This window comes from Janthinobacterium sp. BHSEK, assembly GCF_056174685.1.
Genome location: NZ_JBWBYV010000032.1, coordinates 65,556 through 89,472, shown reverse-complemented (window position 1 = coordinate 89,472; position 23,917 = coordinate 65,556). Strand labels below are relative to the sequence as shown.

The 23,917-nt window shown below is 64.5% G+C and carries 24 protein-coding genes; 13 read left to right on the top strand and 11 right to left on the bottom strand.

Annotated features, from left to right (window positions below; translation table 11 throughout):
- The first annotated feature begins 190 nt into the window (after nt 1-190).
- From AC0V2Y_RS13110 to AC0V2Y_RS13090, 5 genes are all read left to right on the top strand, one after another.
- The gene (locus AC0V2Y_RS13110) at nt 191-568 is read left to right on the top strand and encodes a phage holin family protein (protein WP_475414668.1); all 378 of its coding nucleotides are present in this window, start codon (nt 191-193) and stop codon (nt 566-568) included.
- Nucleotides 565-912 (top strand): hypothetical protein, encoded by a 348-nt coding sequence (locus tag AC0V2Y_RS13105; protein WP_475414667.1) that lies wholly within the window; start codon nt 565-567, stop codon nt 910-912. The genes AC0V2Y_RS13110 and AC0V2Y_RS13105 overlap by 4 nt, the downstream gene beginning before the upstream one ends.
- 89 nt (nt 913-1,001) lie before the next feature.
- Nucleotides 1,002-1,559: a DUF3455 domain-containing protein gene (locus AC0V2Y_RS13100; protein WP_475414666.1), complete on the top strand. Its 558-nt coding sequence runs from the start codon at nt 1,002-1,004 to the stop codon at nt 1,557-1,559.
- 90 nt (nt 1,560-1,649) lie between these two features.
- Complete coding sequence (locus AC0V2Y_RS13095; protein ID WP_475414665.1) at nt 1,650-2,216, top strand: sigma-70 family RNA polymerase sigma factor; 567 nt, start codon at nt 1,650-1,652, stop codon at nt 2,214-2,216.
- Nucleotides 2,213-2,929: an anti-sigma factor gene (locus AC0V2Y_RS13090; protein WP_475414664.1), complete on the top strand. Its 717-nt coding sequence runs from the start codon at nt 2,213-2,215 to the stop codon at nt 2,927-2,929. Before AC0V2Y_RS13095 ends, AC0V2Y_RS13090 begins: the two co-directional genes overlap by 4 nt.
- Nucleotides 2,930-2,941: 12 nt before the next feature.
- Here the strand turns inward: AC0V2Y_RS13090 and proC are convergent, their stop codons facing one another.
- Together proC and AC0V2Y_RS13080 are read right to left on the bottom strand one after the other, a co-directional pair.
- On the bottom strand, nt 2,942-3,772 hold the full coding sequence (proC, locus tag AC0V2Y_RS13085) for a pyrroline-5-carboxylate reductase (protein WP_475414663.1): 831 nt from the start codon (nt 3,770-3,772) through the stop codon (nt 2,942-2,944).
- 22 nt (nt 3,773-3,794) lie between these two features.
- Nucleotides 3,795-4,496 carry a YggS family pyridoxal phosphate-dependent enzyme gene (locus tag AC0V2Y_RS13080; RefSeq protein WP_475414662.1) on the bottom strand — a complete coding sequence of 234 codons (702 nt, stop codon included), beginning with the start codon at nt 4,494-4,496 and terminating at the stop codon, nt 3,795-3,797.
- A gap of 70 nt (nt 4,497-4,566) precedes the next feature.
- Here AC0V2Y_RS13080 and AC0V2Y_RS13075 point away from each other — a divergent pair, with 70 nt between their 5' ends.
- The 4 genes from AC0V2Y_RS13075 (at nt 4,567) to AC0V2Y_RS13060 (ending at nt 9,533) form a co-directional block, all read left to right on the top strand.
- A complete protein-coding gene (locus AC0V2Y_RS13075; protein ID WP_070312390.1) occupies nt 4,567-5,610 on the top strand; it encodes a type IV pilus twitching motility protein PilT in 1,044 nt (347 codons plus the stop codon).
- A gap of 3 nt (nt 5,611-5,613) precedes the next feature.
- Nucleotides 5,614-6,753, top strand: a complete 1,140-nt coding sequence (locus tag AC0V2Y_RS13070; protein WP_475414661.1) for a PilT/PilU family type 4a pilus ATPase — start codon at nt 5,614-5,616, stop codon at nt 6,751-6,753.
- 1 nt (nt 6,754) lies between these two features.
- Nucleotides 6,755-7,240, top strand: coding sequence for a glutathione peroxidase (locus tag AC0V2Y_RS13065; protein WP_475414660.1), 486 nt, complete (start codon nt 6,755-6,757; stop codon nt 7,238-7,240).
- 184 nt (nt 7,241-7,424) lie between these two features.
- On the top strand, nt 7,425-9,533 hold the full coding sequence (locus tag AC0V2Y_RS13060) for a putative bifunctional diguanylate cyclase/phosphodiesterase (protein ID WP_475414659.1): 2,109 nt from the start codon (nt 7,425-7,427) through the stop codon (nt 9,531-9,533).
- 99 nt (nt 9,534-9,632) lie between these two features.
- Here the strand turns inward: AC0V2Y_RS13060 and glcF are convergent, their stop codons facing one another.
- Genes glcF through AC0V2Y_RS13045 form a run of 3 tightly spaced genes read right to left on the bottom strand, consistent with a single transcriptional unit; the run spans nt 9,633 to nt 13,467 of the window.
- On the bottom strand, nt 9,633-10,886 hold the full coding sequence (glcF, locus tag AC0V2Y_RS13055) for a glycolate oxidase subunit GlcF (protein WP_475414658.1): 1,254 nt from the start codon (nt 10,884-10,886) through the stop codon (nt 9,633-9,635).
- Between the two features lie 4 nt (nt 10,887-10,890).
- Nucleotides 10,891-11,961 carry a glycolate oxidase subunit GlcE gene (gene glcE, locus AC0V2Y_RS13050; RefSeq protein ID WP_475414657.1) on the bottom strand — a complete coding sequence of 357 codons (1,071 nt, stop codon included), beginning with the start codon at nt 11,959-11,961 and terminating at the stop codon, nt 10,891-10,893.
- A 15-nt stretch (nt 11,962-11,976) separates the two neighbouring features.
- Nucleotides 11,977-13,467 carry an FAD-linked oxidase C-terminal domain-containing protein gene (locus AC0V2Y_RS13045; protein WP_475414656.1) on the bottom strand — a complete coding sequence of 497 codons (1,491 nt, stop codon included), beginning with the start codon at nt 13,465-13,467 and terminating at the stop codon, nt 11,977-11,979.
- 152 nt (nt 13,468-13,619) lie between these two features.
- Here AC0V2Y_RS13045 and AC0V2Y_RS13040 point away from each other — a divergent pair, with 152 nt between their 5' ends.
- The gene (locus AC0V2Y_RS13040) at nt 13,620-14,174 is read left to right on the top strand and encodes a cob(I)yrinic acid a,c-diamide adenosyltransferase (protein ID WP_230541544.1); all 555 of its coding nucleotides are present in this window, start codon (nt 13,620-13,622) and stop codon (nt 14,172-14,174) included.
- A gap of 61 nt (nt 14,175-14,235) precedes the next feature.
- Here the strand turns inward: AC0V2Y_RS13040 and AC0V2Y_RS13035 are convergent, their stop codons facing one another.
- The 6 genes from AC0V2Y_RS13035 to AC0V2Y_RS13010 form a co-directional block, all read right to left on the bottom strand.
- Complete coding sequence (locus AC0V2Y_RS13035; protein ID WP_475414655.1) at nt 14,236-14,424, bottom strand: hypothetical protein; 189 nt, start codon at nt 14,422-14,424, stop codon at nt 14,236-14,238.
- Nucleotides 14,425-14,496: 72 nt separating this feature from the next.
- A complete protein-coding gene (locus AC0V2Y_RS13030; RefSeq protein ID WP_475414654.1) occupies nt 14,497-14,877 on the bottom strand; it encodes a glutaredoxin family protein in 381 nt (126 codons plus the stop codon).
- Between the two features lie 374 nt (nt 14,878-15,251).
- A complete protein-coding gene (locus AC0V2Y_RS13025) occupies nt 15,252-17,345 on the bottom strand; it encodes an FUSC family protein (RefSeq protein ID WP_475414653.1) in 2,094 nt (697 codons plus the stop codon).
- A gap of 164 nt (nt 17,346-17,509) precedes the next feature.
- Nucleotides 17,510-19,378 (bottom strand): 1-deoxy-D-xylulose-5-phosphate synthase, encoded by a 1,869-nt coding sequence (gene dxs, locus AC0V2Y_RS13020; protein ID WP_475414652.1) that lies wholly within the window; start codon nt 19,376-19,378, stop codon nt 17,510-17,512.
- Nucleotides 19,379-20,290, bottom strand: coding sequence for a polyprenyl synthetase family protein (locus tag AC0V2Y_RS13015; RefSeq protein ID WP_475414651.1), 912 nt, complete (start codon nt 20,288-20,290; stop codon nt 19,379-19,381).
- Complete coding sequence (locus AC0V2Y_RS13010) at nt 20,287-20,538, bottom strand: exodeoxyribonuclease VII small subunit (RefSeq protein WP_046683420.1); 252 nt, start codon at nt 20,536-20,538, stop codon at nt 20,287-20,289. The genes AC0V2Y_RS13015 and AC0V2Y_RS13010 overlap by 4 nt, the downstream gene beginning before the upstream one ends.
- Nucleotides 20,539-20,943: 405 nt before the next feature.
- Between AC0V2Y_RS13010 and AC0V2Y_RS13005 the strand changes: the two genes are divergently transcribed.
- Genes AC0V2Y_RS13005 through AC0V2Y_RS12995 form a run of 3 tightly spaced genes read left to right on the top strand, consistent with a single transcriptional unit; the run spans nt 20,944 to nt 23,889 of the window.
- Nucleotides 20,944-22,044 carry an aromatic ring-hydroxylating oxygenase subunit alpha gene (locus AC0V2Y_RS13005; protein ID WP_099409794.1) on the top strand — a complete coding sequence of 367 codons (1,101 nt, stop codon included), beginning with the start codon at nt 20,944-20,946 and terminating at the stop codon, nt 22,042-22,044.
- A 56-nt stretch (nt 22,045-22,100) separates the two neighbouring features.
- The gene (locus tag AC0V2Y_RS13000) at nt 22,101-23,024 is read left to right on the top strand and encodes a DMT family transporter (RefSeq protein WP_475414650.1); all 924 of its coding nucleotides are present in this window, start codon (nt 22,101-22,103) and stop codon (nt 23,022-23,024) included.
- Between the two features lie 13 nt (nt 23,025-23,037).
- Nucleotides 23,038-23,889 (top strand): sulfurtransferase, encoded by an 852-nt coding sequence (locus AC0V2Y_RS12995; RefSeq protein ID WP_475414649.1) that lies wholly within the window; start codon nt 23,038-23,040, stop codon nt 23,887-23,889.
- The last annotated feature ends 28 nt before the right edge of the window (nt 23,890-23,917 follow it).

Sequence of the window (23,917 nt, the reverse complement as noted above, 5' to 3'; positions counted from 1 at the left end):
ACAAACAGAACCGGATGCTATGCAAGGCGCTCGCTGCGACGCAGTGCGAGCACTGCTAGCAGTGAGCAACGCCGCAGAGCGCCGGTTATGGAAGTCAGAAATCACAATAATTTATTGGGGGTTACTTAGTAGTAGCAGTACCGGCGGCGCTGGCCGCCTCCCCTGACGCGAAAGGCAGCATATGGCTATCATGCAGCATGTCGCCCAAGTCGCAGCGACCCTCGCCGCCATCGTCCAGACCCGTCTGGCCCTGGCGGCCGTGGAAATGGAAGAAGAGTCGCTGCGCTTCCTGTCCTATCTGGCGCTGGCCATGCTGGCGCTGCTGTGCCTGTTCGTTGGCCTGGTCTTGATCGTGTTCCTCGTCATCGTGCTGTTCTGGGATACGCACCGCATCGCCGCCATCGCCATCACGGCCGCCGTCTTCATCGTCGCCGCCGTCGCCACCCTGCTGGGCGTGCGCGCCAGTTTCCGCAGCAAGCCGAAACTGCTGTCCTTCACGCTTACCGAACTGAACAAAGACCTGGACGAGCTGCAACTGCTGGCCCGCCGGGGATCGGAGCGGCCATGACCACGCATCCCACCAAACTGTCGCATGTGCACAATGCCGCCAGCCTGGCGCAGCGGCGCGACGCGCTGCTGGCCGAATGCGCGCTGCAGCGCCTGGCCCTGGGCGTGCAGACGCGCCAGCTGCTGGAGCCTTTGACGGGCGGCAATCTGCGCCACACCCTGGCCACGCGTTTTAAAATTCCCCTGATGGTGGGCGGCGCCGTGCTGGGCTTGGTGCTGGTGCGCCCGCGCCGCTTCCTGCCGCTGCTGCGGGCCGGTGGCGCCCTGCTCAAGCACGCCACCACCGCCATGCCCGTCGTGCTGGCGCTGGCGCAGCGTTTCAGCAAGAAAACACCACCGCCGTAAAATATTTTTGCATAGCTGCATCCAAATGGCAGGCCCGGGCGTAGTAATGGTATCAACCAGCCGGTTGAGCCAACTACCAGGAGTTCGCCATGCATGCCACCATCGCCCCACGCCATACCGCCCCCTCGCTCACCGTCCTGTGCGCCGCCCTGCTCGTGGCTGCCTGCGCACCGATGAGCGCACGCTACTCGCAGGAACAATTGCCGAGCGCCGTCAAGGTGCCCGATGGCCATCAGGTGGCCATGCAGACGGTGGGCGTGGGCAAGATCGCCTACGAATGCAAGGCGAAGAAAGACATGACGGGGCATGAATGGGTCTTCGTGGGACCGGATGCGGCGCTGAACGACCGCGGCGGCATGCAAGTGGGCACGTATGTGGGCCCGCCTGCCACCTGGGCCAGCCTGGACGGCTCGAAAGTGACGGCGACGCAAGTGGCCGTGGCGCCGGCCGGCGCGGGCAATATCCCGTACCAGCTGGTGAAAGCCAATCCCGCCACGGGCAGCGGCGCCATGCAGGGCGTCAGCTACATCCAGCGCGTGGCCACCAGCGGCGGCGTGGCGCCAAGCAGCCCCTGCGGCATGGAGTCCGTCGGCGCCAAACAATGGGTGCCCTACCAGGCCGACTACATTTTTTGGAAATCGGCATAAATCCTTTCAAGCGACGGTTGGCAAGCGGGTTTCTGACCTATACTCGGCCTTGAAAACTTGCTAACCGTTCACTCAACGATTGCGCCGACCTTGCCAGCCCAAGCCGCCCCTTACGATTACGATGCCGCCCTGCGCGCCTGCGCCAGGGGCGAGCAGCAGGCATTGCACGGCCTGTACCAGCAGGAAGCACGCTACCTGCTGGGCGTGGCCCTGCGCATCGTGCGCCAGCGGGCGCTGGCCGAAGACGTGCTGCACGACGCCTTCCTGAACATCTGGCGCCGCGCCGGCAGCTTCGACGCCACGCGCGGCAGCGGCAAGGGCTGGATCTATGTGGTGGTGCGGCACCAGGCGCTGAACGTGGCGCGCGCCCGCGCCCATGAAGTATCGGCCGACGAGGATACCGTGGAAACCCTGCTGCATGAACGCGAAGGCAACGATGCCGACGCCACCTCGGACGCCTACGCCCTGCAGGCGAACATGGGCAAGCTGCACGATTGCCTGGGACACCTGGACGAACCCAAGCGCAACAGCATCCTGTACGCCTACGTCGATGGCTGTTCCCATGGCGAGATCGCGCAGCGCCTGCAAGCGCCGCTGGGAACCGTCAAGGCCTGGGTCAAGCGGGGCCTGGCTGCCTTGCGGGAGTGCATGGGATGATCACCAGCGACGAGGAATTGCAAAGGCTGGCCGGCGAATACGTGCTGGGTACTTTGGCGCTGGCCGAGCGCGTCGAGGTGGAACAGCGTTTGCCGCTTGACGCCGCCTTGCGCGACGCCGTGGCTGCCTGGGAACGGCGTCTGCTGCCCTTGACGACTTTGGCGCCGTCCGAAACGCCCTCGGCGCAACTGTGGCCGCGCATCAGCGCCAGCCTGTTCACGCCGAAAACCGTGCGGCAGGCGGGCGGCTGGCAAGCGTGGTGGAACAGCCTGGCCTTCTGGAGAATACTGGCCGGCGGCGGCTTGGCGGCCACCGCCGTGCTGGCCGTGCTGGTGACCGTGCAGCTGCAGGCGCCAGCCGGGCCCGGCTACCTGGTGGTGCTGGTGGCGCCGCAGGATAAATCGCCGGGCTGGATCGTGCAGGCTGGCGGACGCGGCGGCAAGAACCGCGACCTGAGCCTGATCCCGCTGGGTCCAACTAGCGTGCCGCAGCAGAAAGCCCTGCAATTCTGGACCAAGGGCAAGGACTGGGGCGCGCCCGTCTCGCTGGGCCTGGTCAAGCCGGGGCAAAGCGTCAAATTGACCCTGGACAAGCTGCCGCCGCTGCAGCCGGAGCAATTGTTTGAAATCACCTTGGAGCCGGAAACGGGCTCGCCCACGGGCCGGCCGACGGGGCCGGTGCTCTACATCGGCCGCGCCGTCAAGGTCATGTAATTACCTGCCCACTTATTTACCCAGCTCGTCACCCATCTCGCGCCCCCGCTGCGCGGCCGCCTTGATGCCCTTGACGATGGCCGCCTTCACGCCGCTCTCTTCCATGCTGGTCAAGGCCGCGTAGGTCGTGCCGCCCTTCGACGTGACGCGCTCGCGCAACAGCGACACGGGCTCGCTGGAATTCGCCGCCAGCTGCGCCGCGCCCGTAAACGTGGCAATGGCCAGCTGCGTGCCCTGCTCCGGGGTCAAGCCCAGCTCGGCGGCCGCCTGCTGCATCGCCTCGATAAAGTAAAACACATAGGCGGGGCCGCTGCCGGAGACGGCCGTGACGGGGTCGATCTTCGCTTCGTCATCGAGCCAGACTGTCTGGCCGACGGCGCGCAGGATGGCGTCCGCCGTTTTCTTTTGCTCCGCGCTGACGCCGCTGCTGGCCACCATGCCCGTGATGCCCATGCCGATCAGGGCCGGCGTGTTCGGCATGCAGCGCACGATGGCGGAATAACCGCCGAGCCAGCGCGACAGGTCGGCCGCGCGGATGCCGGCCGCGATCGACAGGATCAATGGCGCCCGCTCGCCGTCGAGGAAAGGCAGCAGCTGCGCCGCCACTTCGCGCATGCTTTGCGGCTTGACGGCCAGCACGATCACGTCCACGCCGCGCAGCGCGTCACTGGCGGACGCCGCCGTCGTGACGCCGAATTGCGCCTGCAGTTTTTCCAGCGCGGGCGCGTGCGGGTCGATCACGTGGATGTTGCCGCCCAGGGTCAGCTTGCCCGCCAGGCCGGCGATCAGGGCCGCGGCCATGTTGCCGCCGCCTACAAAGGCGATATTCAATTCTGTCGTCATGGCTATGCTTTCTATCAATCAGTTAAGAGTAATTGCGGGAACCGAAGATGGCGCTGCCCACGCGCACGATGGTGGCGCCCTCGAGCACGGCGGCGCGCAAGTCGGCCGACATGCCCATCGACAGGGTGTCGAGCGCCAGCCCGTCCGCCTGCAATTGTTGGTACAGCGTACGCAATTGCGCGAACGCACGACGCTGGAGGGTGACATCCGTTTCCGGCTCGGGAATCGCCATCAAGCCGCGCAAGCGCAGGCGCGGCAGCTGCGCCACGGCATGCGCCAGCGCCGGCAAGTCAGCCGGCGTCACGCCGCTCTTGCTCGCCTCGCCGCTGATATTGACTTGCAGACAGATATTCAGGTCCGGCAAGCCGGCCGGGCGCTGCTCGGACAGGCGGGCGGCGATCTTTTCCCGCTCCACCGTATGCACCCAGTCGAAATGTTCGGCGATGGGGCGCGTCTTGTTGCTCTGGATGGGGCCGATGAAATGCCAGGCGGGTGCGCCTTGCGGCAGCGCAAGCCCGACGGCAGCGATCTTGTCGAGCGCTTCCTGCAGATAGTTTTCGCCAAACGCCGCCTGGCCCGCGCGCATGGCTGCCAGCACGGCGTCCGCGCCGAAGGTTTTTGACACGGCCAGCAAGGTCACGTCGGCGGGCGCACGCTGCGCCTCCACGGCGGCCTGCGCAATACTGTCGCGCACGGCTTGCAAGTTCTGTTCGATTGTGGACATAATCATTTTCTAGTGTATAGGGGCGGCGGCACGGTGCGCCAGCCCATCAATGCAGGCACAGGGATTATAAATGGACATCTCCGAACTTCTCGCTTTCTCCGTCAGCAACAAGGCTTCCGACCTGCACCTGTCTTCCGGCCTGCCGCCGATGATACGGGTCAATGGCGACGTGCGCCGCCTCAACGTGGCCCCGCTCGAGCACAAGGAAGTGCACAGCATGATCTACGACATCATGAACGACAGCCAGCGCAAGGCGTATGAAGAGGCGCTCGAGTGCGATTTCTCGTTCGAGATTCCCGGCCTGGCCCGCTTCCGCGTCAACGCCTACAACCAGGAACGCGGCGCCTCGGCCGTGCTGCGCACGATTCCGTCGAAAGTGCTGACCCTGGAAGACCTGAACGCGCCGCGCATCTTCGGCGAACTGGCCATGCGCCCGCGGGGCCTCGTGCTGGTGACGGGCCCGACGGGTTCGGGCAAGTCGACCACCCTGGCAGCGATGGTGAACCACGTCAATGAACGGCTGAATCACCATATTCTGACCATCGAAGACCCGATCGAATTCGTGCATGAGCCGAAGAAATGCCTGATCAACCAGCGCGAGGTGGGCTCGCACACGCATTCGTTCAGCAATGCGCTGCGCTCGGCCCTGCGCGAAGACCCGGACGTCATTCTGGTGGGCGAATTGCGCGACCTGGAAACCATCCGCCTGGCGCTGACGGCGGCCGAAACGGGCCACCTGGTGTTCGGCACCCTGCACACCTCGTCGGCGGCGAAATCGATCGACCGCATCATCGACGTCTTCCCCGCCGAGGAAAAGGAAATGGTGCGCGCCATGCTGTCCGAGTCCTTGCAAGCCGTCATTTCGCAGAACTTGCTCAAAACCAAGGACGGCGCTGGGCGCGTGGCCGCGCATGAAATCATGCTGGCCACGCCCGCCGTGCGCAACCTGATCCGCGAAGCGAAAGTGGCGCAAATGTATTCGGCCATCCAGACGGGCAGCAACGTGGGCATGCAAACGCTGGACCAGTGCCTGTCCGACCTCGTACGGCGCGGCACGATCTCGGCGGAAACGGCCCGCTCGGCCGCCAAGTCGCCCGAAAACTTCCCCGGATAAGCCATGCAGACGACGCACGAACACTATGGCGCCATGCACGCGCTGCTGGCGCAGATGCGCGCACGGGGCGGCTCCGACCTGTTCATCACGGCCGGCTTTCCGCCCGCCATCAAGCTCGACGGCAAGCTGACGCCGCTGGCGGGCGGCCCGCTCGATGCGCTGCAGGCGGCCGGCTACGTGCGCGCCGTCATGAACGAACGCCAGGCGGCCGAGTTCGCATCGAGCCGCGAAGCCAATTTCGCCATCAGCCCGGAGGGACTCGGGCGTTTCCGCGTGTCCGCCTTCGTGCAGATGGGCCAGGCAGGCATGGTCTTGCGCTTGATCAATACCGCCATCCCCACGCTCGATGGGCTCGGTTTGCCCGCCATCCTGCAAGACATCGTGATGAGCAAGCGGGGCCTCGTCATCATGGTGGGCGCCACGGGCTGCGGCAAGTCGACCACCCTGGCGGCGATGGTGGGCCACCGCAACGCGCACAGCCATGGCCACATCATCACCATCGAAGACCCCGTGGAATTCATCCATCCGCACGGCAACTGCATCGTCACCCAGCGCGAAGTGGGCGTCGACACGGACGACTGGGCCACGGCCCTGAAGAACACCCTGCGCCAGGCGCCCGACGTGATCCAGATCGGAGAGATACGCGACCGCGACACCATGGACCACGCCATCGCGTTTGCCGAGACGGGCCATCTGTGCCTGGCGACCTTGCACGCGAACAACGCCAACCAGGCGCTGGACCGCATCATCAATTTCTTCCCCGAAGAGCGGCGCCAGCAGCTGCTGATGGATTTATCGCTGAATTTGAAGGGCATGATTTCGCAGCGCCTGATCCCCAACAAGGAGGGCGGCGGGCGCAAGGCGGCGCTGGAAATCCTGCTCAATTCGCCGCTGATGAGCGACCTGATCTTCAAGGGTCAGGTGCACGAGATCAAGGACCTGATGAAGAAATCGCGCGAACATGGCATGCAGACGTTCGACCAGGCCCTGTTCGACCTGCACCAAGCGGGCGCCATCAGCCATGAAGACGCGCTGCGCAATGCGGACTCCGTCAACGACCTGCGCCTGGCGATCAAGCTCAAGGGCGCAACGGCGCCGGAAACGGCGCCGCCCTCAACCGCCACCAAACTGGGACTCCTCTGACATGACCAGCATCCACGATTTCCAGGCCGAGGCACTGGACGGCACGCCGATCGACCTGGCCCGCTACAAGGGCAAGGTACTACTGATCGTCAACACGGCCAGCGCCTGCGGTTTCACGCCCCAATACGAGGGGCTTGAAGCGCTGTACCGCGCATTCCACGAGCAGGGCCTGGTCGTGCTGGGCTTTCCCTGCAATCAATTCCGCCAGCAGGAACCGGGCTCGAATGCGGAAATCAAAGCCTTTTGCGAAAAGAACTTCGGCGTCACCTTTCCCCTGTTTGCCAAGGTCGACGTGAATGGCCCGCATACGCACCCTGTCTTTGCGCAATTAAAACAGGCGGCGCCCGGCATATTGGGCACGCAGTCGATCAAATGGAATTTCACCAAATTTTTGGTGCGCAAGGATGGCAGCGTATTTCGCCGCTACGCGACTGCCAGCAAACCGGCCAGCCTGGCGGCCGACATTCGGCAATTACTACAGGAATAGCCATTCGACGATTTGATTAAAAACAATAACTACTGAAATCAATCAATCCACATTTATTTCATGCTTGATATCAATATTGTGTTTCCAATAGCAAATTTCGGTGATAATGTTTGCATAATTATTCGCAGATATCGATCAAAAAACGATGCCAGTCTTTGGGAAAATAATATCTTCATGGATGCGGATGGGCATTTATTCCCGCCTCTTCATTCCTATTTTCTTCCTGATACTCGCCGTTTCCGCCGTCCGCTATCACGCCCTGCTCGGTACGGAAACGGCGCTGGCCAATGCGCGCTACCAGAGCGATGCCCGGCAACTCGACCTGTTCCTCGCCAATAGCGTGCTGCCGCTGGCCGTGCACGCGGACGGCCACGCGATGCACGACAGCGTGCGGCAAGTGCTGCGCAGCGCCCTGCCGCTGAACCGCAGCCTCGTTTCCGCCCGCTGGGACACGGCTGGCGAGCATGTCGAGGTGCTGGCCGACAGCAAGCTGGCCGATACGCTGGCCACGGTGCCGGCGTGGTTCGCGCGCCTGGCCGGCATCACGGCCATCCGCAGCCGCCTGACGGTGGCGCTGCCGGACGGCGGCGACGGCACCCTCGACCTGCACTACACCCCCGGCCTGCCCCTGGCGCAGGTGTGGCAGCGGGTGCGCGAGCAGGCCGTCCTCAGCACCATCAATATCGTCCTCGTCTTCCTGCTGCTGGGCTTGATCCTGGCCGCGCACCGCAAGCTGCTGGCGCGCTTCGTGCAGGCGACCGACCGCTTCCGCGATGGCAACTTCGGCGTGCGCCTGGCGGCCGGCGCCACGCCCGAGGCGCAAGCCGTGTCGCAGTCGTTCAACGGCATGGCCGGCGATATCGAAGAACTGTTGACCTCGCTCAAGACCAGCCAGCGCCAGCTGGGCGAACAGCTGAACGAAACCGTGCACATGCAGCAGGCGCTGCAAAAGCTGTCGTGGCAAAACTACAATGATGTGCTGACGGGCCTGCCCAACCGTGCCGCGCTGGCCGCCCGCTTCGAACAGGAACTGTTCCTCGCGCGCGAACGCCAGCGCCTGCTGGCCGTCTGCCTGTTCGACCTCGACCACTTCCAGGCCATCAACGACCGCTACGGCGCCGAGGCGGGCGATGAAATCCTCAAGCAGGTAGCGGGCCGCCTGCACGGCTTTACGGGCCAGGTCCATTACGTGGCGCGCCTGGGCGGCGACGAATTCGTCCTGCTGCTGTGCGGCCAGGCCAGCATCGCCAGCATCGAACAGAACGTCACGCAGCTGATGGCCGAGCTGGGCCGCCCCTACCAGTGCGACCAGCAGGCGCTGCACATGACGGCCAGCGCCGGCATCGCCGTCTACGCGGGCAAGGACCTGAATACGGAAAGCCTGCTGCGCCACGCCGACCACGCCGTCTACCAGGCGAAGCTGACGGGGCGCAACCAGTACCATTTCTTCGACACCAACCTCGACGAGGAAGTGCGCACCCACCACAACCAGCGCACGGAAGTGCGCCAGGCCCTGATCAACGGCGAACTGCGGCTGTACTACCAGCCCAAGGTGAATATGCGCGCCGGCACGGTGGTGGGCATGGAAGCGCTGCTGCGCTGGCAGCATCCGCGCCGCGGCGTGCTGGCGCCCGCGCAATTCCTGCCGCTGGTGGAGCAGACGGATTTGATCATCGATATCGGCGAATGGGTGCTGCGCCAGGCCCTGTGGCAGATGCAGCGCTGGGTGGCCTGCGGCAAGCACTGGGTGGTCAGCGTGAACATCGCCGCGCGCCACTTCCAGCAACCGGACTTCGTCTCGCGCCTGGAAACCATCCTCGGCGAATTTCCCGGCGTGCGCGCCAGCATGCTGGAACTGGAAATCCTCGAATCGTCGGCCCTGCACGACATCGAGGACGTGCGCCGCATCATCCGCGCCTGCCAGGTGCTGGGCATCACCTTTGCGCTCGACGATTTCGGCACCGGCTACTCGTCGATGTCCTACCTGAAACGCCTGCCGGCGAATATCGTCAAGATCGACCAGAGCTTCGTGCGCAATATGCTCAACGACCGCGACGACCTGCACCTGGTGCGCGCCGTCATCGGCCTGGCCCGTTCCTTCAGCCTGACGGTGATCGCCGAAGGCGTGGAAAGCGTCGAGCATGGCGCGCGCCTGATCCAGCTGGGCTGCGACTTGGCGCAAGGCTACGGCATCGCCCGCCCCATGCCGGCCGACGCCGTGCTGGAGTGGGCGAACAATTTCATCCCGGCCCCGCAGTGGCGTATCGCGCAATACAGCGAAAGCTCCGTGTAAACACCTGACCAAACCTACTGCGCGTCGGTATAGGCGGCCTGCGATGCTCACCGTACTCCAGTACGGTTGCGCTTCTCGACCACCTCTCCCTTCCGCTCGCTACGGTTTGGTCAGGTGTTGATTCGTCCCAGAACGAATCAAAGCTGAATCGATCAGCTCGATCCAGTGCCGCACGGGCGTCTCGGTGCCCGACTGCAGATGGCTCAGGCAGCCGATATTCGCCGACACGATCATCTCCGGCTCGCACGCTTCCAGGTGCGCCAGCTTGTTGTCGCGCAGCTGCTGCGACAGGGCCGGCTGCAGGATCGAATACGTGCCGGCCGAACCGCAGCACAGATGGCTGTCCGCGCACAGGCGCACGTCGACGCCGACGGCGCGCAGCACCTGCTCCACCTTGCCGCGCACCTGCTGGCCGTGCTGCAAGGTGCAGGGCGGGTGATACGCCACTCGCTTGCCGATGCGCCCTTGCAGCAGCGCCGCCAGCTGCGCCTCAAACGCCGGCATGATCTCGGACAGATCGCGCGTCAGTTCCGCGATGCGCCGCGCCTTGTCCGCATACCGCGCATCGTGCGCCAGCAGATGGCCGTATTCCTTCACCGTGGCGCCGCAGCCGGACGCCGTCATGACGATGGCTTCCGCGCTGTCGACGTACGGCCACCAGGCGTCGATATTGCGGCGCATGTCGTCCAGCGCCGCTTCCTGGTCGTTCAGGTGATGGCGCAGCGCGCCGCAGCAGCCCGCCTTCGGCGCGACGATCAACTGCACGCCGAGCGCATCGAGCACGCGCGCCGTGGCCGCGTTGATGTTGGGCGACATGGCCGGCTGCACGCAGCCGTCGAGCAGCAGCATGCTGCGCGCATGCCGGCGCGCCGGCCATGCACCGGCTGCGGCGCCCGGGCGCAATTTATCCTGCAAGCTTTTCGACAGCAGCGGGCGCAGCGCCTGCCCCGCCTTGTACACGGGCGTAAACAGCCAGCGGCGCGGCAAGGCTTCCTTCAGGGCGAAGCGCAGCGCGCGTTCGCGCAAGGGGCGCTGCACGCGCTGCTCGACGACGTTGCGGCCGATGTCGACCAGGCGCCCGTACTGCACGCCCGAGGGACAGGTCGATTCGCAGTTGCGGCAGGTCAGGCAGCGGTCCAGGTGCGTCTGCGTCCTGGCCGTGACGGGCGCGCCCTCCAAGACCTGCTTGATCAGGTAGATGCGTCCGCGCGGGCCGTCGAGTTCATCGCCCAGCAGCTGGTAGGTGGGACAGGTGGCCGTGCAAAAACCGCAATGCACGCAGGCGCGCAGGATGGCTTCGGCTTCGTCGCCTGCCGGCGTATTCTTGATGAAATCGGCGAGATTGGTTTGCATGCGCTCAAGTCATTCTGTGCGGGTTGAAGATGCCGGCCGGGTCGAACGCCTGCCGCAGGCGCTGGTGGATTTTTTCAACGGCCGGCGCCAGCGGATGGAATACGCCCACGGTCTTGTCGCCGCCGCGGAACAGGGTGGCGTGGCCGCCAAGCGCGGCCACGGCCTGGCGGATGTCCTGCGCCCCGGCCGCATCGGCGTCGCCATCGAGCTTGAGCCAGCGCTGCGCGCCGCCCCATTCGATCAGCTGGCGCCCCTTGACGATCACGGCGCTGGCGTGCGGTGGCAGCGACAAGCGCCACAGGCTGCCCGCGCCCGCAAAGAAGGCGTGCGTCTGCTCGCGCAAGGACAGCCAGAAGGCGGCCGCGTCATCGGGCGCCAGCACCTCGCCGCCCAGCGACTGCAGGGCCGCCGACACGGCCGCGTCGGCGCCGGACAGGCGCACCGTCAGGACGCCGTCGTGCCAGCAGCTGGCCGATATCGGCAGCGGTTGACCGGCCCATTCATTGAGCATGCGCAAGGCGGCGATTTCCGCGCACGCCAGGCGCAAGGTCGCTTCGCGCAGCGGCAGGGGCAGCACCTTCAGCGACACTTCCAGGATCAGGCCCAGGGTGCCCAGCGAGCCGGCCAGCAGGCGCGAGACATCGTAGCCGGCCACGTTCTTCATCACCTGCCCACCAAAGGCCAGGCGTTCGCCGTGGCCATCCATCAGCACGGCGCCCAGCACGAAGTCACGCAAGGCGCCCGCGCTGGCCCGGCGCGGGCCGGACAGGGCGCTGGCGACGACGCCGCCCAGCGTGGCGCCGGGGCCGAAATGCGGCGGCTCAAAGGCCAGCATCTGGTTGCGCGCGGCCAGCGCCGCCTCGATCTCCGCCAGCTGCGTGCCGCAGCGGGCCGTGATCACCAGCTCCGTCGGTTCATAGTCGATGATGCCGGCATACGCGCGCGTATCGAGTACCTCGCCATCGAACTGCTGGCCATACCAGTCCTTGCTGCCGCCGCCGCGCAGGCGCAAGGGCTTGCCCGCCGCGCTGGCCGCCAGGATCTGCTGCCTGAATTGTTCCACGATTGCTTGCAAAGGAGTCTCCGGCGGTTAAAAACGGGGCAGGTTGGCGAACGGCAGCCGTCCCGCCGTCACATGCATCTTGCCGAATTCGGCGCAGCGGTTCAAGGTGGGAATCGCCTTGTCCGGGTTCAGCAGGGCATGGGGATCGAAGGCGCGCTTGACGGCAAAGAAGGCATCGAGTTCGGCGCGCGTAAACTGCACGCACATGGAATTGATCTTTTCCATGCCCACGCCATGTTCGCCCGTAATCGTGCCGCCCACGGCCACGCACAGGGCCAGGATATCGGCGCCAAACGCTTCGGCGCGTTCGAATTCGCCGGGCTGGTTGGCGTCGAACAGGATCAGCGGGTGCAGATTGCCGTCGCCCGCGTGGAACACGTTGGCGCAGCGCAAGCCATGCGTCGTTTCCATGCCTGCGATGCCCGTCAGGACTTCGGCAAGGCGCTTGCGCGGAATGGTGCCGTCCATGCAGTAGTAGTCGGGCGAGATGCGCCCGGCGGCGGGAAAGGCGTTCTTGCGGCCGGACCAGAACTTCATGCGCTCCGCTTCCGACTGCGAGACGGCAATCGCGCTGGCGCCCGCCCCTTCCAGCACGGCCGTCATGCGGGCGATTTCCTCTTCCACTTCCTCGTGCGTGCCGTCCGCCTCGCACAGCAGGATGGCCGCCGCGTCCGTGTCGTAGCCGGCCTTGACGAACGGTTCGACCATGCGCGAGGACGTCTGGTCCATCATTTCCAGCCCTGCCGGGATGATGCCGGCGGCAATCACGTTGGCCACCGCATTGCCGCCTGTGACGACGTCGTCAAAAGACGCCATGATGACACGCGCCGTGGCCGGTTTCGGCACCAGTTTGACCGTCACTTCCGTGACGATGCCCAGCATGCCTTCGGAGCCGATGAAGACGGCCAGCAGATCGAGGCCGGGCGAGTCCAGGCATTCGCCGCCCAGTTCCAGCACGTCGCCATCGATGGTCACGACGCGCACGCGCAGCACATTGTGCACGGTCAAGCCGTATTTGAGGCAATGCACGCCGCCCGAGTTTTCCGCCACGTTGCCGCCGATGCTGCAGGCGATCTGCGACGACGGGTCGGGCGCGTAATACAGCGCGTGGGGCGCGGCCGCTTCGGAAATGGCCAGGTTGCGCACGCCCGGCTGCACCACGGCCGTGCGCGCATACGCATCGAGGCGCACGATGCGGTTCAGGCGCGCCGTCGACAGCACCACGCCGTCGGCGATGGGCAAGGCGCCGCCCGACAGGCCCGTGCCGGCGCCGCGCGGCACGATCGGCACCTTCAACTCGCGGCAGACGCCGAGGATGGCGATCACCTGTTCTTCCGTGTCCGGCAAGGTCACCACCATCGGCAGCTGGCGGTAGGCGGCCAGGCCGTCGCATTCATACGGGCGCGTGTCTTCCGCGTCGGACAGCACGCAGCGGGCCGGCAGCACGGCCAGCAGGGCCGCGACGACGGCTTGCTGGCGCGCGGCGGTCAATCCGGGTTCAGGGGCGGCATTGTGCATAAGATGGGAGGCAAATGGGCATGGGCGTGCAACGATTGTAAGCACAAAAGTGGCGCGCACCGCATTTTTTGTCCATTTCGAAGCCAAATCCGCGGCCAGTCGGCGCACAGTGTCGTATGCTGCCCCCATTCTTCTTTGACAGGATCAGCATCATGGGCAACCGACTTTCGAAAATCGCCACGCGCACGGGCGACAATGGCAGCACCGGCCTGGGCGACGGCAGCCGCACCAGCAAGGACAGCGCCCGCATCCACGCCATGGGCGACGTGGACGAACTCAATTCCAACATCGGCCTGCTGCTGTGCGAAGCCATGCCCGACGCCTTGCGCGAGGAGCTGGTGGCCATCCAGCACGACCTGTTCGACCTGGGCGGAGAAATCTGCATCCCCGGCTACCAGCTGATCAAGGAAGAGCACGTGCTGCGCCTCGACGCGCTATTGGCGAAATACAATGCGGACTTGCCCGCCCTCTCCGAATTCATCCTGCCGGCCGGCTCGCGCGCCGCCTCGCTGGCGCACGTGTGCCGCACCGTGTGCCGGCGCGCCGAGCGCAGCATCGTCGCGCTGGCGAATGCGGAACCCCTGCACGAACATCCGCGCCAGTACGTGAACCGATTGTCGGACCTGCTGTTCGTGCTGTCGCGCGTGCTGAACCGCTTTGCCGGCGGCAGCGACGTGCTGTGGCGGCACGACCGCACGCGCGGGTAAGTAAGAACGGCGATGCTGATTGACAGGCATCGCCGTGTTGTATCCAGCTGACAGGCGCTTGCTAGCCGCAGGCCTGCAGACAGGCCTTATTGACACGCACGCAGTCAGGCACCTTGAACTCCATGACGCAGGCATCGAGCGCCATATAGCACTCGGACTGGCATTCCGAAATGTCGGCGGTACTGCTGGCCATGGCATACGAGGCGCTGACACCCATGGCAAACAAAAAGAAACCCAGCTTTTTAAACATAAGCACTCCTGTTGAATTGACAGACGATGACGGACATCCATGGCGCGCCGTCTCTTACACGCCATCCTGCAATCAGATTTTCTTCAGCGCCGCTTCCAGCGCGCCCGCATTGAAACCCTGGATCTTGCGGTTGCCGATCAACACCACGGGCACGCCGCCGCCGCCGAGTTCCGCATGGGCTTTTTTCGCCTCCGGTGATTTCTCGATATCGAGATCGACGAATTCGATCTTGTTCTCCTTGAAATATGCGCGCGTCTTGGCGCAATAACCGCACCAGTCCGTGCCGTACAGCACCACTTTTGCCTGGGCATTCGGGAAATACGCGGCGTAATTACCCTCCGTGTAATTCGACTTGAGCAAGCCGGGCAACAAGGACAGGCCATAACCGCTGCCCAGGCCGGCGGCCAGGATCAAGCCATACATGGCGATGGTTTTAATTTTCTTTTGCATCATGAAGCCACCTCGACGTCGTTACTTCCAAACCGGGGCGTTTGTCTCCCCCGGTCCACCCGGTTTTCTTCATTCACGCTGCATTCGGCCTTGCATGTATTGCTGGAATGGCCAGAAGATTGACGTAAAAAAGGAAATGCCACCTGCAGTACGATGCTTATTACTTTATCGAATTTACATCCTGCAAAATCGAATATAGACCGCACTTATTTTAGAGTCAACGTTTCCTTTCGATAAATTTCCAGTTTGAAAAATATATCGGCAAAGCCCATGCAATGTGGAATTTGGAGAGATTGGCAGGCGCGAAACGTCTATACAATAACAGCGCCGCAAGCAGGAGAGGCCGGTTGCGGGCGCAGCCGGCCGAGCGGCTACAGTCAGGCCGGTACAGGCAAGCTCGCGGGCCGCGCCTGCACATGTTCGCGCAATAATCCCCGCAATAGCTGCACCTGCGCCACCGCGTCGGCTTGCAGGGCAGTCAAGCCCTCTGCAGCGCAAGGGCCAGGCGCGCCGGCATCGGCTTCGCCGCGCAGCAGCGCATCGATTTCCCTGCTGACTTCAGCGATCCAGCGTTGCAATTCGGGCGCCGCCGGCTCGGCCTGCGGACTCAGACTGATGCGCGCCGTGCTGCCCGCCACGCGGCGCAGCAGCGGCAAGGTGCGCAGCGCCGCCAGGCCCACGCCGCTGCTGCGGTCCAGGCGGCGCTCGATGCGCAGGCGCTGCAGCACCTGTTCCGCGTTATTGCTGGCCAGCCCCGCCTCGCGGCGCAGGCGCGCGATGGCGCTATCCCATTTACCGCCCGCCGCCAGCACGGCCAGCAGGTATTTCAGGTTGGCCGACACGGCTTTCGCCAGGCGCTGGTCCAGGTCGTCCGCCTCGCGGTCCGGCCACAGGAAGAACGTGGCCAGCAGGGCCAGCAGGCAGCCGAGCACATTGTTGCCCAGGCGGCTAGCCGCATACACCATCTCGCTGGCCGGCGCCGCATAGTCGGCCACCAGCACGAAGGCGGGCGTCATGAACAGCACATGCAGGCTGTAGCTGACGCGGCGCAAGGCCATCGTGGCGACGATCAGGGGAAACACCACCAGCGAGATCGCCAGCGGGGTATGCACGGCCAGGCCGATCAGCACGGCCAGCAAGGCGCCCAGCACGCTGCCCGCCACGCGCTCGATGCCGCGCGGCCAGGTGGTCGACACGGACGGCTGCAATATCAACAAGGTGGCCATGGTGGCCCAGTAGCCGAACGGAATGTGCAAGGCTTCGACCAGCAAAAAGCCGGCCGTCGTCGCCAGCGACACGCGCGCCGCATGGCGCCAGCTCAGCGACTGCGGCGTGGCGTTGACTTTCGCCGTCTGCCACGCCTGCCCCAGCGCCAGGAAAGCCGCCTCGCGCCACGGCAGCTGCGCCGCGCGCGGCAAGCCCAGCTCCATGAAGTCGACATTCAGGCGCAGCGGCAGCAAGGCGCCCAGCGCCGCTTCCAGGCGCCGTCCGCAGCCCGCCAGGCGGCGCTGCAATTCCAGGGGCGGCGTTTCCGGCTGGCGCTGTACGGCTTGCCCCAGGCGGCGCAGCAGCACGGCCATCACTTCCAGGCTGCGCCGCGCGCGCGGGTCCTGGCGCAGCCGCTGCTGCTCGCGCTCGCACGTATGCGTGACGGCGATCAGGTAGGCGAAGATGCGCTCGGCGTCGCTGAGCGCCAGCAGCAAGTTATCGTACAGGGCGCTGCGGCCCGCGCGCGCGGGCGGCACGGCGGCCAGCGCCACGCGCGCCGCTTCCAGCGCGGCGCGCGCCTGCGAACGGTAGCTGGCGCCATGCGCGGCCGCGTCCGGCAACGCCGGGCCCTGTTCCAGGAAGCGCGCATTGTCGCGCGCGATGCCGGCCAGGCGCGAATACGCGGCGCGGATGGCGCGCCTGCTTGGACCGAACGGGTGGATGCGCCAGACCGTAAAACTGAGCACGGTGGCAAACAGGCAGCCGAACATGTACAGCCCCAGGAAAGGCGCCGTCTGCGTCATCGATGCCAATGGGTGCGTGACCATCACCACGCAGGCCGTGGCCGCCAGGATGGCCACTTGCGCCGTGGCCGCGCCCCAGATGCGCGCCAGCGCGCCGGCCCAGGAAAACAGCAGCACGGCGACGGCCGCCGTCGCCATGCCATGGCCGGCCGCCAGCGCCGTCAGGCCGCCGGCCACGGTCGACAGCAAGCCGAAGCCCACCATCGAGACAAAACGCATGCGCCGCGTGCCGGCCGCGTCGGCCAGGCACGTCCAGAAGGCGCCGATGGCGGCCCAGGAAAAATCGGGGTGGTCGAACAGCAAGCCCAGCAGCAGCATGGCGCTCGAGGCGCAGGCGGCCCGCAAGCCCTCAGACAGGTTCGTTTCGTCGATGGCCAGGCTGACCATCCACAGGGGACGGCGCTGCGCCAGCTTGTCGGTGTAGGCATGCATGCCCGTCAGCCAGCGGCTTGCCAGCATGCGGGAACGGCGGTGGAGTTTCCTGAAATGCAAGATCGGCTTTGAAAGGGTATCAAAGCGTCATCGTAGCATTCCCGGACGAAAAATGTTGCAGTGCAGCGTAAAAACCCCGCAGGCGCAAAAAAAGCGGCACCGCAGTGCCGCTTTTCAGTCTGCAAGCCAACTTAGCTGACGACAGCCAGGCGCGGCTGGGAGCCGCCAAAACGCTGCTCGATCGACGCGGCGATGCCGCTGGCGTCCAGGCCCACGCTTTTCAGCAGCTGCACGGGGTCGCCATGGTCGATGAAGGTGTCGGGCAAGCCCAGCATCAAAATCGGCTTGACGATCCCTTCCGCCGCCAGCGCTTCGGCCACGGCCGAACCGGCGCCGCCCATGATGCAGCCCTCTTCCACCGTCACCAGGTAGTCGTGGTCGAGAGCAAGCTGTTTCACCAGTGCCACGTCGAGCGGCTTGACGAAACGCATGTTGGCCACCGTCGCGTCGAGCTTCTCGCCCGCCGCCACGCTCGGCGCCACCATGGAACCGAAGGCCAGGATGGCGATGCGCTTGCCGTGGCGCTTGACCTCGCCCTTGCCGATCTCGATGCTGGTCAGTTCCGGCACGATGGCCGCGCCCGCACCGGCGCCGCGCGGATAGCGGATGGCGGCCGGGCCCGGATAATGGTAACCCGTCGTCAGCATTTGACGGCATTCGTTTTCGTCCGACGCGGCCATGACGACCATGTTCGGGATGCAGCGCAGGAACGCCATGTCGTAGTTGCCCGCGTGCGTGGCGCCGTCGGCGCCCACCAGTCCGGCGCGGTCCAGTGCGAACGTCACGTCCAGGTTTTGCAGCGCCACGTCGTGGATCAGCTGGTCGTAGGCGCGCTGCAGGAACGTGGAATAGATGGCCACGACGGGTTTCAAGCCTTCGCAGGCCAGGCCCGCGCCGAAGGTCACGGAATGCTGCTCGGCGATGCCGACGTCAAAGTAGCGGGTCGGGAATTGCTGTTCGAACTTGACCATGCCCGAGCCTTCGCGCATGGCCGGCGTGATGCCCACCAGGCGCTTGTCGTGCGCCGCCATGTCGCACAGCCAGTTGCCGAACACTTCCGTGTACGTCATCTTGGCCGGCGCCGTGGCCGGCTTGATGCCTTCCGCCGGATTGAACTTGCCCGTGCCGTGGTACAAAATCGGCTCCGCCTCGGCCAGCTTGTAGCCCTGCCCCTTCTTGGTCACCACATGCAGGAATTGCGGACCCTTCAATTGCTTGATATTTTGCAAGGTCGGGATCAGCGAATCGAGGTCGTGGCCGTCGATGGGGCCGATATAATTGAAACCGAATTCCTCGAACATGGTGGCAGGCACGACCATGCCCTTGGCGTGCTCTTCGAAGCGCTTCGCCAATTCCAGCACGGGGCCGGGCAAGACGGATTTGCCAACATTCTTGGCTGCCGCATAGAACTGGCCCGACATCAGGCGCGCCAGGTGGCGGTTCAGCGCGCCCACGGGCGGCGAGATCGACATGTCGTTGTCGTTCAGGATCACCAGCAGGTTGACGTCTTCCTGCACGCCCGCATTGTTCATCGCCTCGAAAGCCATGCCGGCCGTCATCGAGCCGTCGCCGATCACGGCGATCGCGTGCAGCGGGTCGCCCTTGATCTTGGCGGCCTGCGCCATGCCCAGCGCGGCCGAAATGGACGTCGACGAATGGGCCGTGCCAAACGTGTCGTATTCGCTCTCGTCGCGCTTGGGGAAGCCGGAAATGCCGTCCTTCTGGCGCAAGGTGTGCATGCGCTCGCGGCGGCCCGTCAGAATCTTGTGCGAATAGGTCTGGTGGCCCACGTCCCAGACGATGCGGTCGTGCGGCGTGTTGAACACGTAGTGCAGCGCGACGGTCAGCTCGACCGTGCCCAGGTTGGACGACAGATGGCCGCCCGTCTTGGAAACGGAGTCGAGCAGGAAGCTGCGCAATTCCTGCGCCAGCGGCACCAGTTGCGAGCGGGCCAGCTTGCGCACTTGCGCTGGTTCATTGATGGTTTCTAACAGTTTCATTTATGCCCTCCGCTGCACGACCAGGTCCGCCAGCTCGCGCAGACGGCGTGCCTTGTCCCCGAATGGCGCCAGCGCCGCATGGGCGTCGCACCGCAATTGTTCTGCCAGGGCCCGCGATGGTTCCAGCCCCAGTATCGATACGTAAGTGGGCTTGTTGGCGGCCGCATCCTTGCCCGCCGTCTTGCCCAGGGTGGCCGAATCGGCCGTCGCGTCGAGCACGTCGTCGACCACCTGGAACGCCAGGCCGACGGCGCGCGCATAGGCGTTCAGCGCCGTCATGTCGTCGGCCGTCAAGTCCTTGCCCGCCAGCGCGCCCAGGATCACGGCCGCGCGCAGCAAGGCGCCCGTTTTGAGTTGATGCATCTGTTCCAGCTGCGGCAAGGTCAAGGCCAGACCGACGCTGTCGAGGTCGATCGCCTGGCCGCCGCACATGCCGCTTGACCCGGAAGCGTGCGCCAGCAGCTTGATCATCGCCATCTGCCGCGCCGGCGGAATGGCCGCGCCATCGGCCAGCAGCATGAACGCCTGCGATTGCAGCGCGTCGCCGACCAGCAGGGCCGTCGCCTCATCGTAGGCGATGTGCACGGTTGGCTTGCCACGGCGCAAGGCATCGTCATCCATGCACGGCATGTCGTCATGCACGAGCGAATACACGTGAATCATTTCCAGCGCGCAAGCGGCGCGCGCGAGCGTGTCTTGATCGGCGTCAAACAATTCGCCGGCCGCCATCACCAGCAGCGGGCGCACGCGCTTGCCGCCGCCCAGCAGCGCGTAGCGCATGGCCGCGTGCAGCTTGTGCGGCACGACGTCCGCCGCCGGCAGGAACTGGTCGAGCCGGCCTTCCACGCCGGACTGGGTACTTTGCATCCAGTCGCCGAAGGTGACGCCGTCTTGTTGCACATTGGCCATCATTGAGCGGCCTCACCGGCATCCACGAACGGTTTCAACATGTCGCCTTCCAATACTTTCACCTGCGCTTCGACACTGTCGAGCTGGGTAGCGCAATACTTGACCAGTTCCGAGCCGCGCTGGTAGGCCGCGACCGATGCTTCCAGCGGCAACTGGCCCGCTTCCATTTGCGTTACCAGCTGCGCCAGTTCCGCCATCGCCTCTTCAAACGAGGCCGGCGCTGCGGCAGCGGCAGTTAATTTCTTCGACATAGACTCAGATCTCTTCGTGGCACGAGGGGCTTGTAGGGAGACGCCGGGGACTCCCGGCCAGCATAGAAGCGTTATTTTAGAACAAACCACACTATTAAGTGAAAACTAAAGCGCAATCGGCGCGCTCAAAGTCAATAGCGTTGCCAGCTTGGCAGCGGATTTTAGCCGAATCGCCCCTCGCTACCGGAAATTGCGCGCCAAATGACAATGTTTCTCATTAATAGCGTATTTACCGGGCAGGTTTGATAATGCCGAGGCCGATACGCGCTATAATCGCCGGTTCTGTCCGAAATACCGTTTCAACAAATTTGAATTCAGGTCTTTGCGGATTCTTTCTCTCTGTAGCGGTTGCCCAGGGAATGGCCTGGGGCACTGCTGACCGTTGTACATTTATGGGGGGTTGGGATGTCCGATCTGGCTACTCACGCCAAGCTGGCGCGCTCAAACGCGCAACTTCCGGTCCACGTCTATTTTGACGAAACGCTGTTGCAGCGTGAAATGCAGCAATTGTTCCAAGCCGGCCCGCGCTATGTCGGGCATGCGCTGATGGTGCCGGAAACCGGCGATTTTGCGACCCTGGCGTCTGAGAACGAAGGGCGCATGCTCGTGCGCAACGCCAATGGCATCGAAGTGCTGTCCAACGTGTGCCGCCACCGGCAGGCGCTGATGTTCAATGGCCGCGGCAACGCGAACCACATCGTCTGCCCGCTGCACCGCTGGACCTATGACCTCAAGGGTGAATTGATCGGCGCGCCGCACTTCCCCGAGACGCCGTGCCTGAACCTGTCGAAAACGCCGCTGCAAAGCTGGAATGGCTTGCTGTTCGAGCAAAACGGCTACAACGTGATGGAAAAATTGAAAGATTTGTCCGTCTCGAAAGACCTCGATTTTTCCGGCTATATGTTCGACCACGTGGAAATCCACGAGTGCGACTACAACTGGAAGACCTTCATCGAAGTCTACCTCGAGGATTATCACGTGGAACCGTTCCACCCGGGACTGGGCAGCTTCGTCAGCTGCGACGACCTGCGCTGGGAATTCGGCAAGGATTACAGCGTGCAGACAGTGGGCGTGCACCGCGGCCTGCAGCAGGCCGGCTCGCCTGCCTACAAGAAATGGCAGGAGCAGGTGCTGCAATTCCGCGGCGGCGAAGCGCCGCCGTATGGCGCCATCTGGCTGACCCTGTATCCGAACATCATGGTCGAATGGTATCCGCACGTGCTGGTCGTCTCGACCCTGTGGCCCGACGGCCCGCAAAAGACGCGCAACGTGGTAGAGTTCTATTACCCGGAAGAAATCGTGCTGTTCGAGCGCGACTTCGTCGAAGCGGAACGGGCTGCCTACATGGAAACCTGTGTCGAGGACGATGAAATCGCCCAGCGCATGGATGCGGGCCGCAAGGTCCTGATGCAGCGCGGCGTGAACGAAGTGGGCCCTTACCAATCGCCCATGGAAGACGGCATGCAGCACTTCCACGAGTGGTACCGCAGCAATATCGAACTGTAATTTCCTCAAGGGGCCGCATTGCGCGGCCCTTTTCATTTTCATCGTCAGGATTACTCATGCAGTCACTTTGGATGCTGTTTGCCAGCTTTATGTTCGCCATCATGGGCGTGTGCGTGAAACTGGCGTCGGATCTGTATTCGACGTCCGAAATCGTCATGTACCGCGGCATCATCGGCATGATCGTCATGAGCTGCACGATTCTGTACCAGGGCGGCAGCTTTAAAACCACGATGCCGGGCCAGCATCTGTGGCGCGGCGTGGTGGGCGTGATCGCCCTGTGGCTGTGGTTTTATGCCATCGCCATCCTGCCGCTGGCCACGGCCATGACCCTCAATTACATGGCGCCCATCTGGATCGCCGTGATTTTACTCGCCAGCGGCTGGTGGAAAGGCATGCAACAGGTCGAGTGGCCGCTGGTGGCGGCCATTGCCATGAGCTTTGTCGGCGTGACCCTGCTGCTGCAACCCGTGTTCGAGACGGATCAGCTGGCCGGCGCCATCACGGCCTTGATTTCCGGCATGCTGTCGGCCCTCGCCTACTTGCAGGTGCGCAAGCTGGGCTTGCTGGGCGAACCCGAATACCGGGTCGTGTTTTATTTCTCGGTCGTCAATTTCCTGGCCGGCGTGATCGGCCACGTGGCCAGCGCCGGCGGCGGCCCCGTCGTCTGGCACATGCACACGAGCGCCTACGGCATCGGCTTGCTGGCCGCCATCGGCTTGTGCGCCACGATGGCGCAGATGGCCATGACGCGCTCCTATCGCCTGGGCAAGACCCTCGTGGTTGCCAATTTGCAATACACAGGCATCGTCTTTTCCAGCTTCTGGGGCGTGGTGATCTTTGGCGACCTGTTCGACTGGCACGGCTGGACCGGCATCGCCATCATTCTCGCTTCCGGCATCGCGGCAACCTATTACAATACCCGCAACACGGCCCGTGGCGCGGCCATCGCGCGCACGGATCCCATCGCCAGCGAAGTGTAAAGGAGCATTCCTGATGTACACCACCTTGTTACAGGCCAGCGAACTGGCCAGCCACCTGAATGACAGCGACTGGGTCATCCTCGATTGCCGCCACGACTTGCTCAACCCGACGGCCGGCAGCGACGCGTTTGCCGCCGGCCACATCCAGAACGCGCAATTCGCCGATATCGACACGGCCCTGTCCGGCCCCAAGACGGCGCGCGGCCCGGACTTTACGGGACGGCATCCCTTGCCGGATCGCAATGCCCTGCTGGCCACCCTGCGCGGCTGGGGCATCGATGACGACACGCAAGTGGTGGCCTACGATGGCCAGGGCGGCATGTTCGCCGCCCGTTTGTGGTGGCTGCTGCGCTGGCTCGGCCATCCGAATGTGGCCGTGCTCGACGGCGGCCTGGCCGCCTGGCAGGCACAGGGCTTGCCGCTGGTCACGCCCGTGGCGCCACGCCCTGTCGGCCAGCTGACGGAAAAAGCCAGCCTGACGCGCACGGTCAGCGTGCAGGACGTCGTCGCCAACCTGGAAACCCAGGCCTTGACCGTCATCGACGCGCGCGCGCCCGACCGCTACCGGGGCGAAAACGAAACCATCGACCCCGTGGGCGGCCATATCCCGGGCGCAAAAAACCGTTTCTTCAAGGATAACCTGCAGGCGGACGGCCGCTTCAAATCCGCTAAAGAACTGGAGCAGGAATTCGCGGGCCTAATCAGCACGGCTGAATCTACTATCCTGCAATGCGGCTCCGGCGTGACGGCGTGCCACAACCTGCTGGCCCTGGAAGTGGCGGGCTTACCTGGCGCGGCCCTGTATCCGGGTTCGTGGAGCGAATGGTGCGCGGATCCGGCGCGGCCGGTGGCGACGGGTAACTAAAAAAAAGCGGACCTCGGTCCGCTTTTTC

Bases quoted from the DNA above. Each gene is read 5' to 3' on its own strand.
- AC0V2Y_RS13110 (WP_475414668.1), top strand. From the start codon at position 191: ATGCAGCATGTCGCCCAAGTCGCAGCGACCCTCGCCGCCATCGTCCAG.
- AC0V2Y_RS13105 (WP_475414667.1), top strand. From the start codon at position 565: ATGACCACGCATCCCACCAAACTGTCGCATGTGCACAATGCCGCCAGC.
- AC0V2Y_RS13100 (WP_475414666.1), top strand. From the start codon at position 1,002: ATGCATGCCACCATCGCCCCACGCCATACCGCCCCCTCGCTCACCGTC.
- AC0V2Y_RS13090 (WP_475414664.1), top strand. From the start codon at position 2,213: ATGATCACCAGCGACGAGGAATTGCAAAGGCTGGCCGGCGAATACGTG.
- proC (WP_475414663.1), bottom strand. From the start codon at position 3,772: ATGACGACAGAATTGAATATCGCCTTTGTAGGCGGCGGCAACATGGCC.
- AC0V2Y_RS13080 (WP_475414662.1), bottom strand. From the start codon at position 4,496: ATGTCCACAATCGAACAGAACTTGCAAGCCGTGCGCGACAGTATTGCG.
- AC0V2Y_RS13075 (WP_070312390.1), top strand. From the start codon at position 4,567: ATGGACATCTCCGAACTTCTCGCTTTCTCCGTCAGCAACAAGGCTTCC.
- AC0V2Y_RS13070 (WP_475414661.1), top strand. From the start codon at position 5,614: ATGCAGACGACGCACGAACACTATGGCGCCATGCACGCGCTGCTGGCG.
- AC0V2Y_RS13065 (WP_475414660.1), top strand. From the start codon at position 6,755: ATGACCAGCATCCACGATTTCCAGGCCGAGGCACTGGACGGCACGCCG.
- AC0V2Y_RS13060 (WP_475414659.1), top strand. From the start codon at position 7,425: ATGGGCATTTATTCCCGCCTCTTCATTCCTATTTTCTTCCTGATACTC.
- glcF (WP_475414658.1), bottom strand. From the start codon at position 10,886: ATGCAAACCAATCTCGCCGATTTCATCAAGAATACGCCGGCAGGCGAC.
- AC0V2Y_RS13045 (WP_475414656.1), bottom strand. From the start codon at position 13,467: ATGCACAATGCCGCCCCTGAACCCGGATTGACCGCCGCGCGCCAGCAA.
- AC0V2Y_RS13040 (WP_230541544.1), top strand. From the start codon at position 13,620: ATGGGCAACCGACTTTCGAAAATCGCCACGCGCACGGGCGACAATGGC.
- AC0V2Y_RS13035 (WP_475414655.1), bottom strand. From the start codon at position 14,424: ATGTTTAAAAAGCTGGGTTTCTTTTTGTTTGCCATGGGTGTCAGCGCC.
- AC0V2Y_RS13030 (WP_475414654.1), bottom strand. From the start codon at position 14,877: ATGATGCAAAAGAAAATTAAAACCATCGCCATGTATGGCTTGATCCTG.
- AC0V2Y_RS13025 (WP_475414653.1), bottom strand. From the start codon at position 17,345: ATGCTGGCAAGCCGCTGGCTGACGGGCATGCATGCCTACACCGACAAG.
- dxs (WP_475414652.1), bottom strand. From the start codon at position 19,378: ATGAAACTGTTAGAAACCATCAATGAACCAGCGCAAGTGCGCAAGCTG.
- AC0V2Y_RS13015 (WP_475414651.1), bottom strand. From the start codon at position 20,290: ATGATGGCCAATGTGCAACAAGACGGCGTCACCTTCGGCGACTGGATG.
- AC0V2Y_RS13010 (WP_046683420.1), bottom strand. From the start codon at position 20,538: ATGTCGAAGAAATTAACTGCCGCTGCCGCAGCGCCGGCCTCGTTTGAA.
- AC0V2Y_RS13005 (WP_099409794.1), top strand. From the start codon at position 20,944: ATGTCCGATCTGGCTACTCACGCCAAGCTGGCGCGCTCAAACGCGCAA.
- AC0V2Y_RS13000 (WP_475414650.1), top strand. From the start codon at position 22,101: ATGCAGTCACTTTGGATGCTGTTTGCCAGCTTTATGTTCGCCATCATG.
- AC0V2Y_RS12995 (WP_475414649.1), top strand. From the start codon at position 23,038: ATGTACACCACCTTGTTACAGGCCAGCGAACTGGCCAGCCACCTGAAT.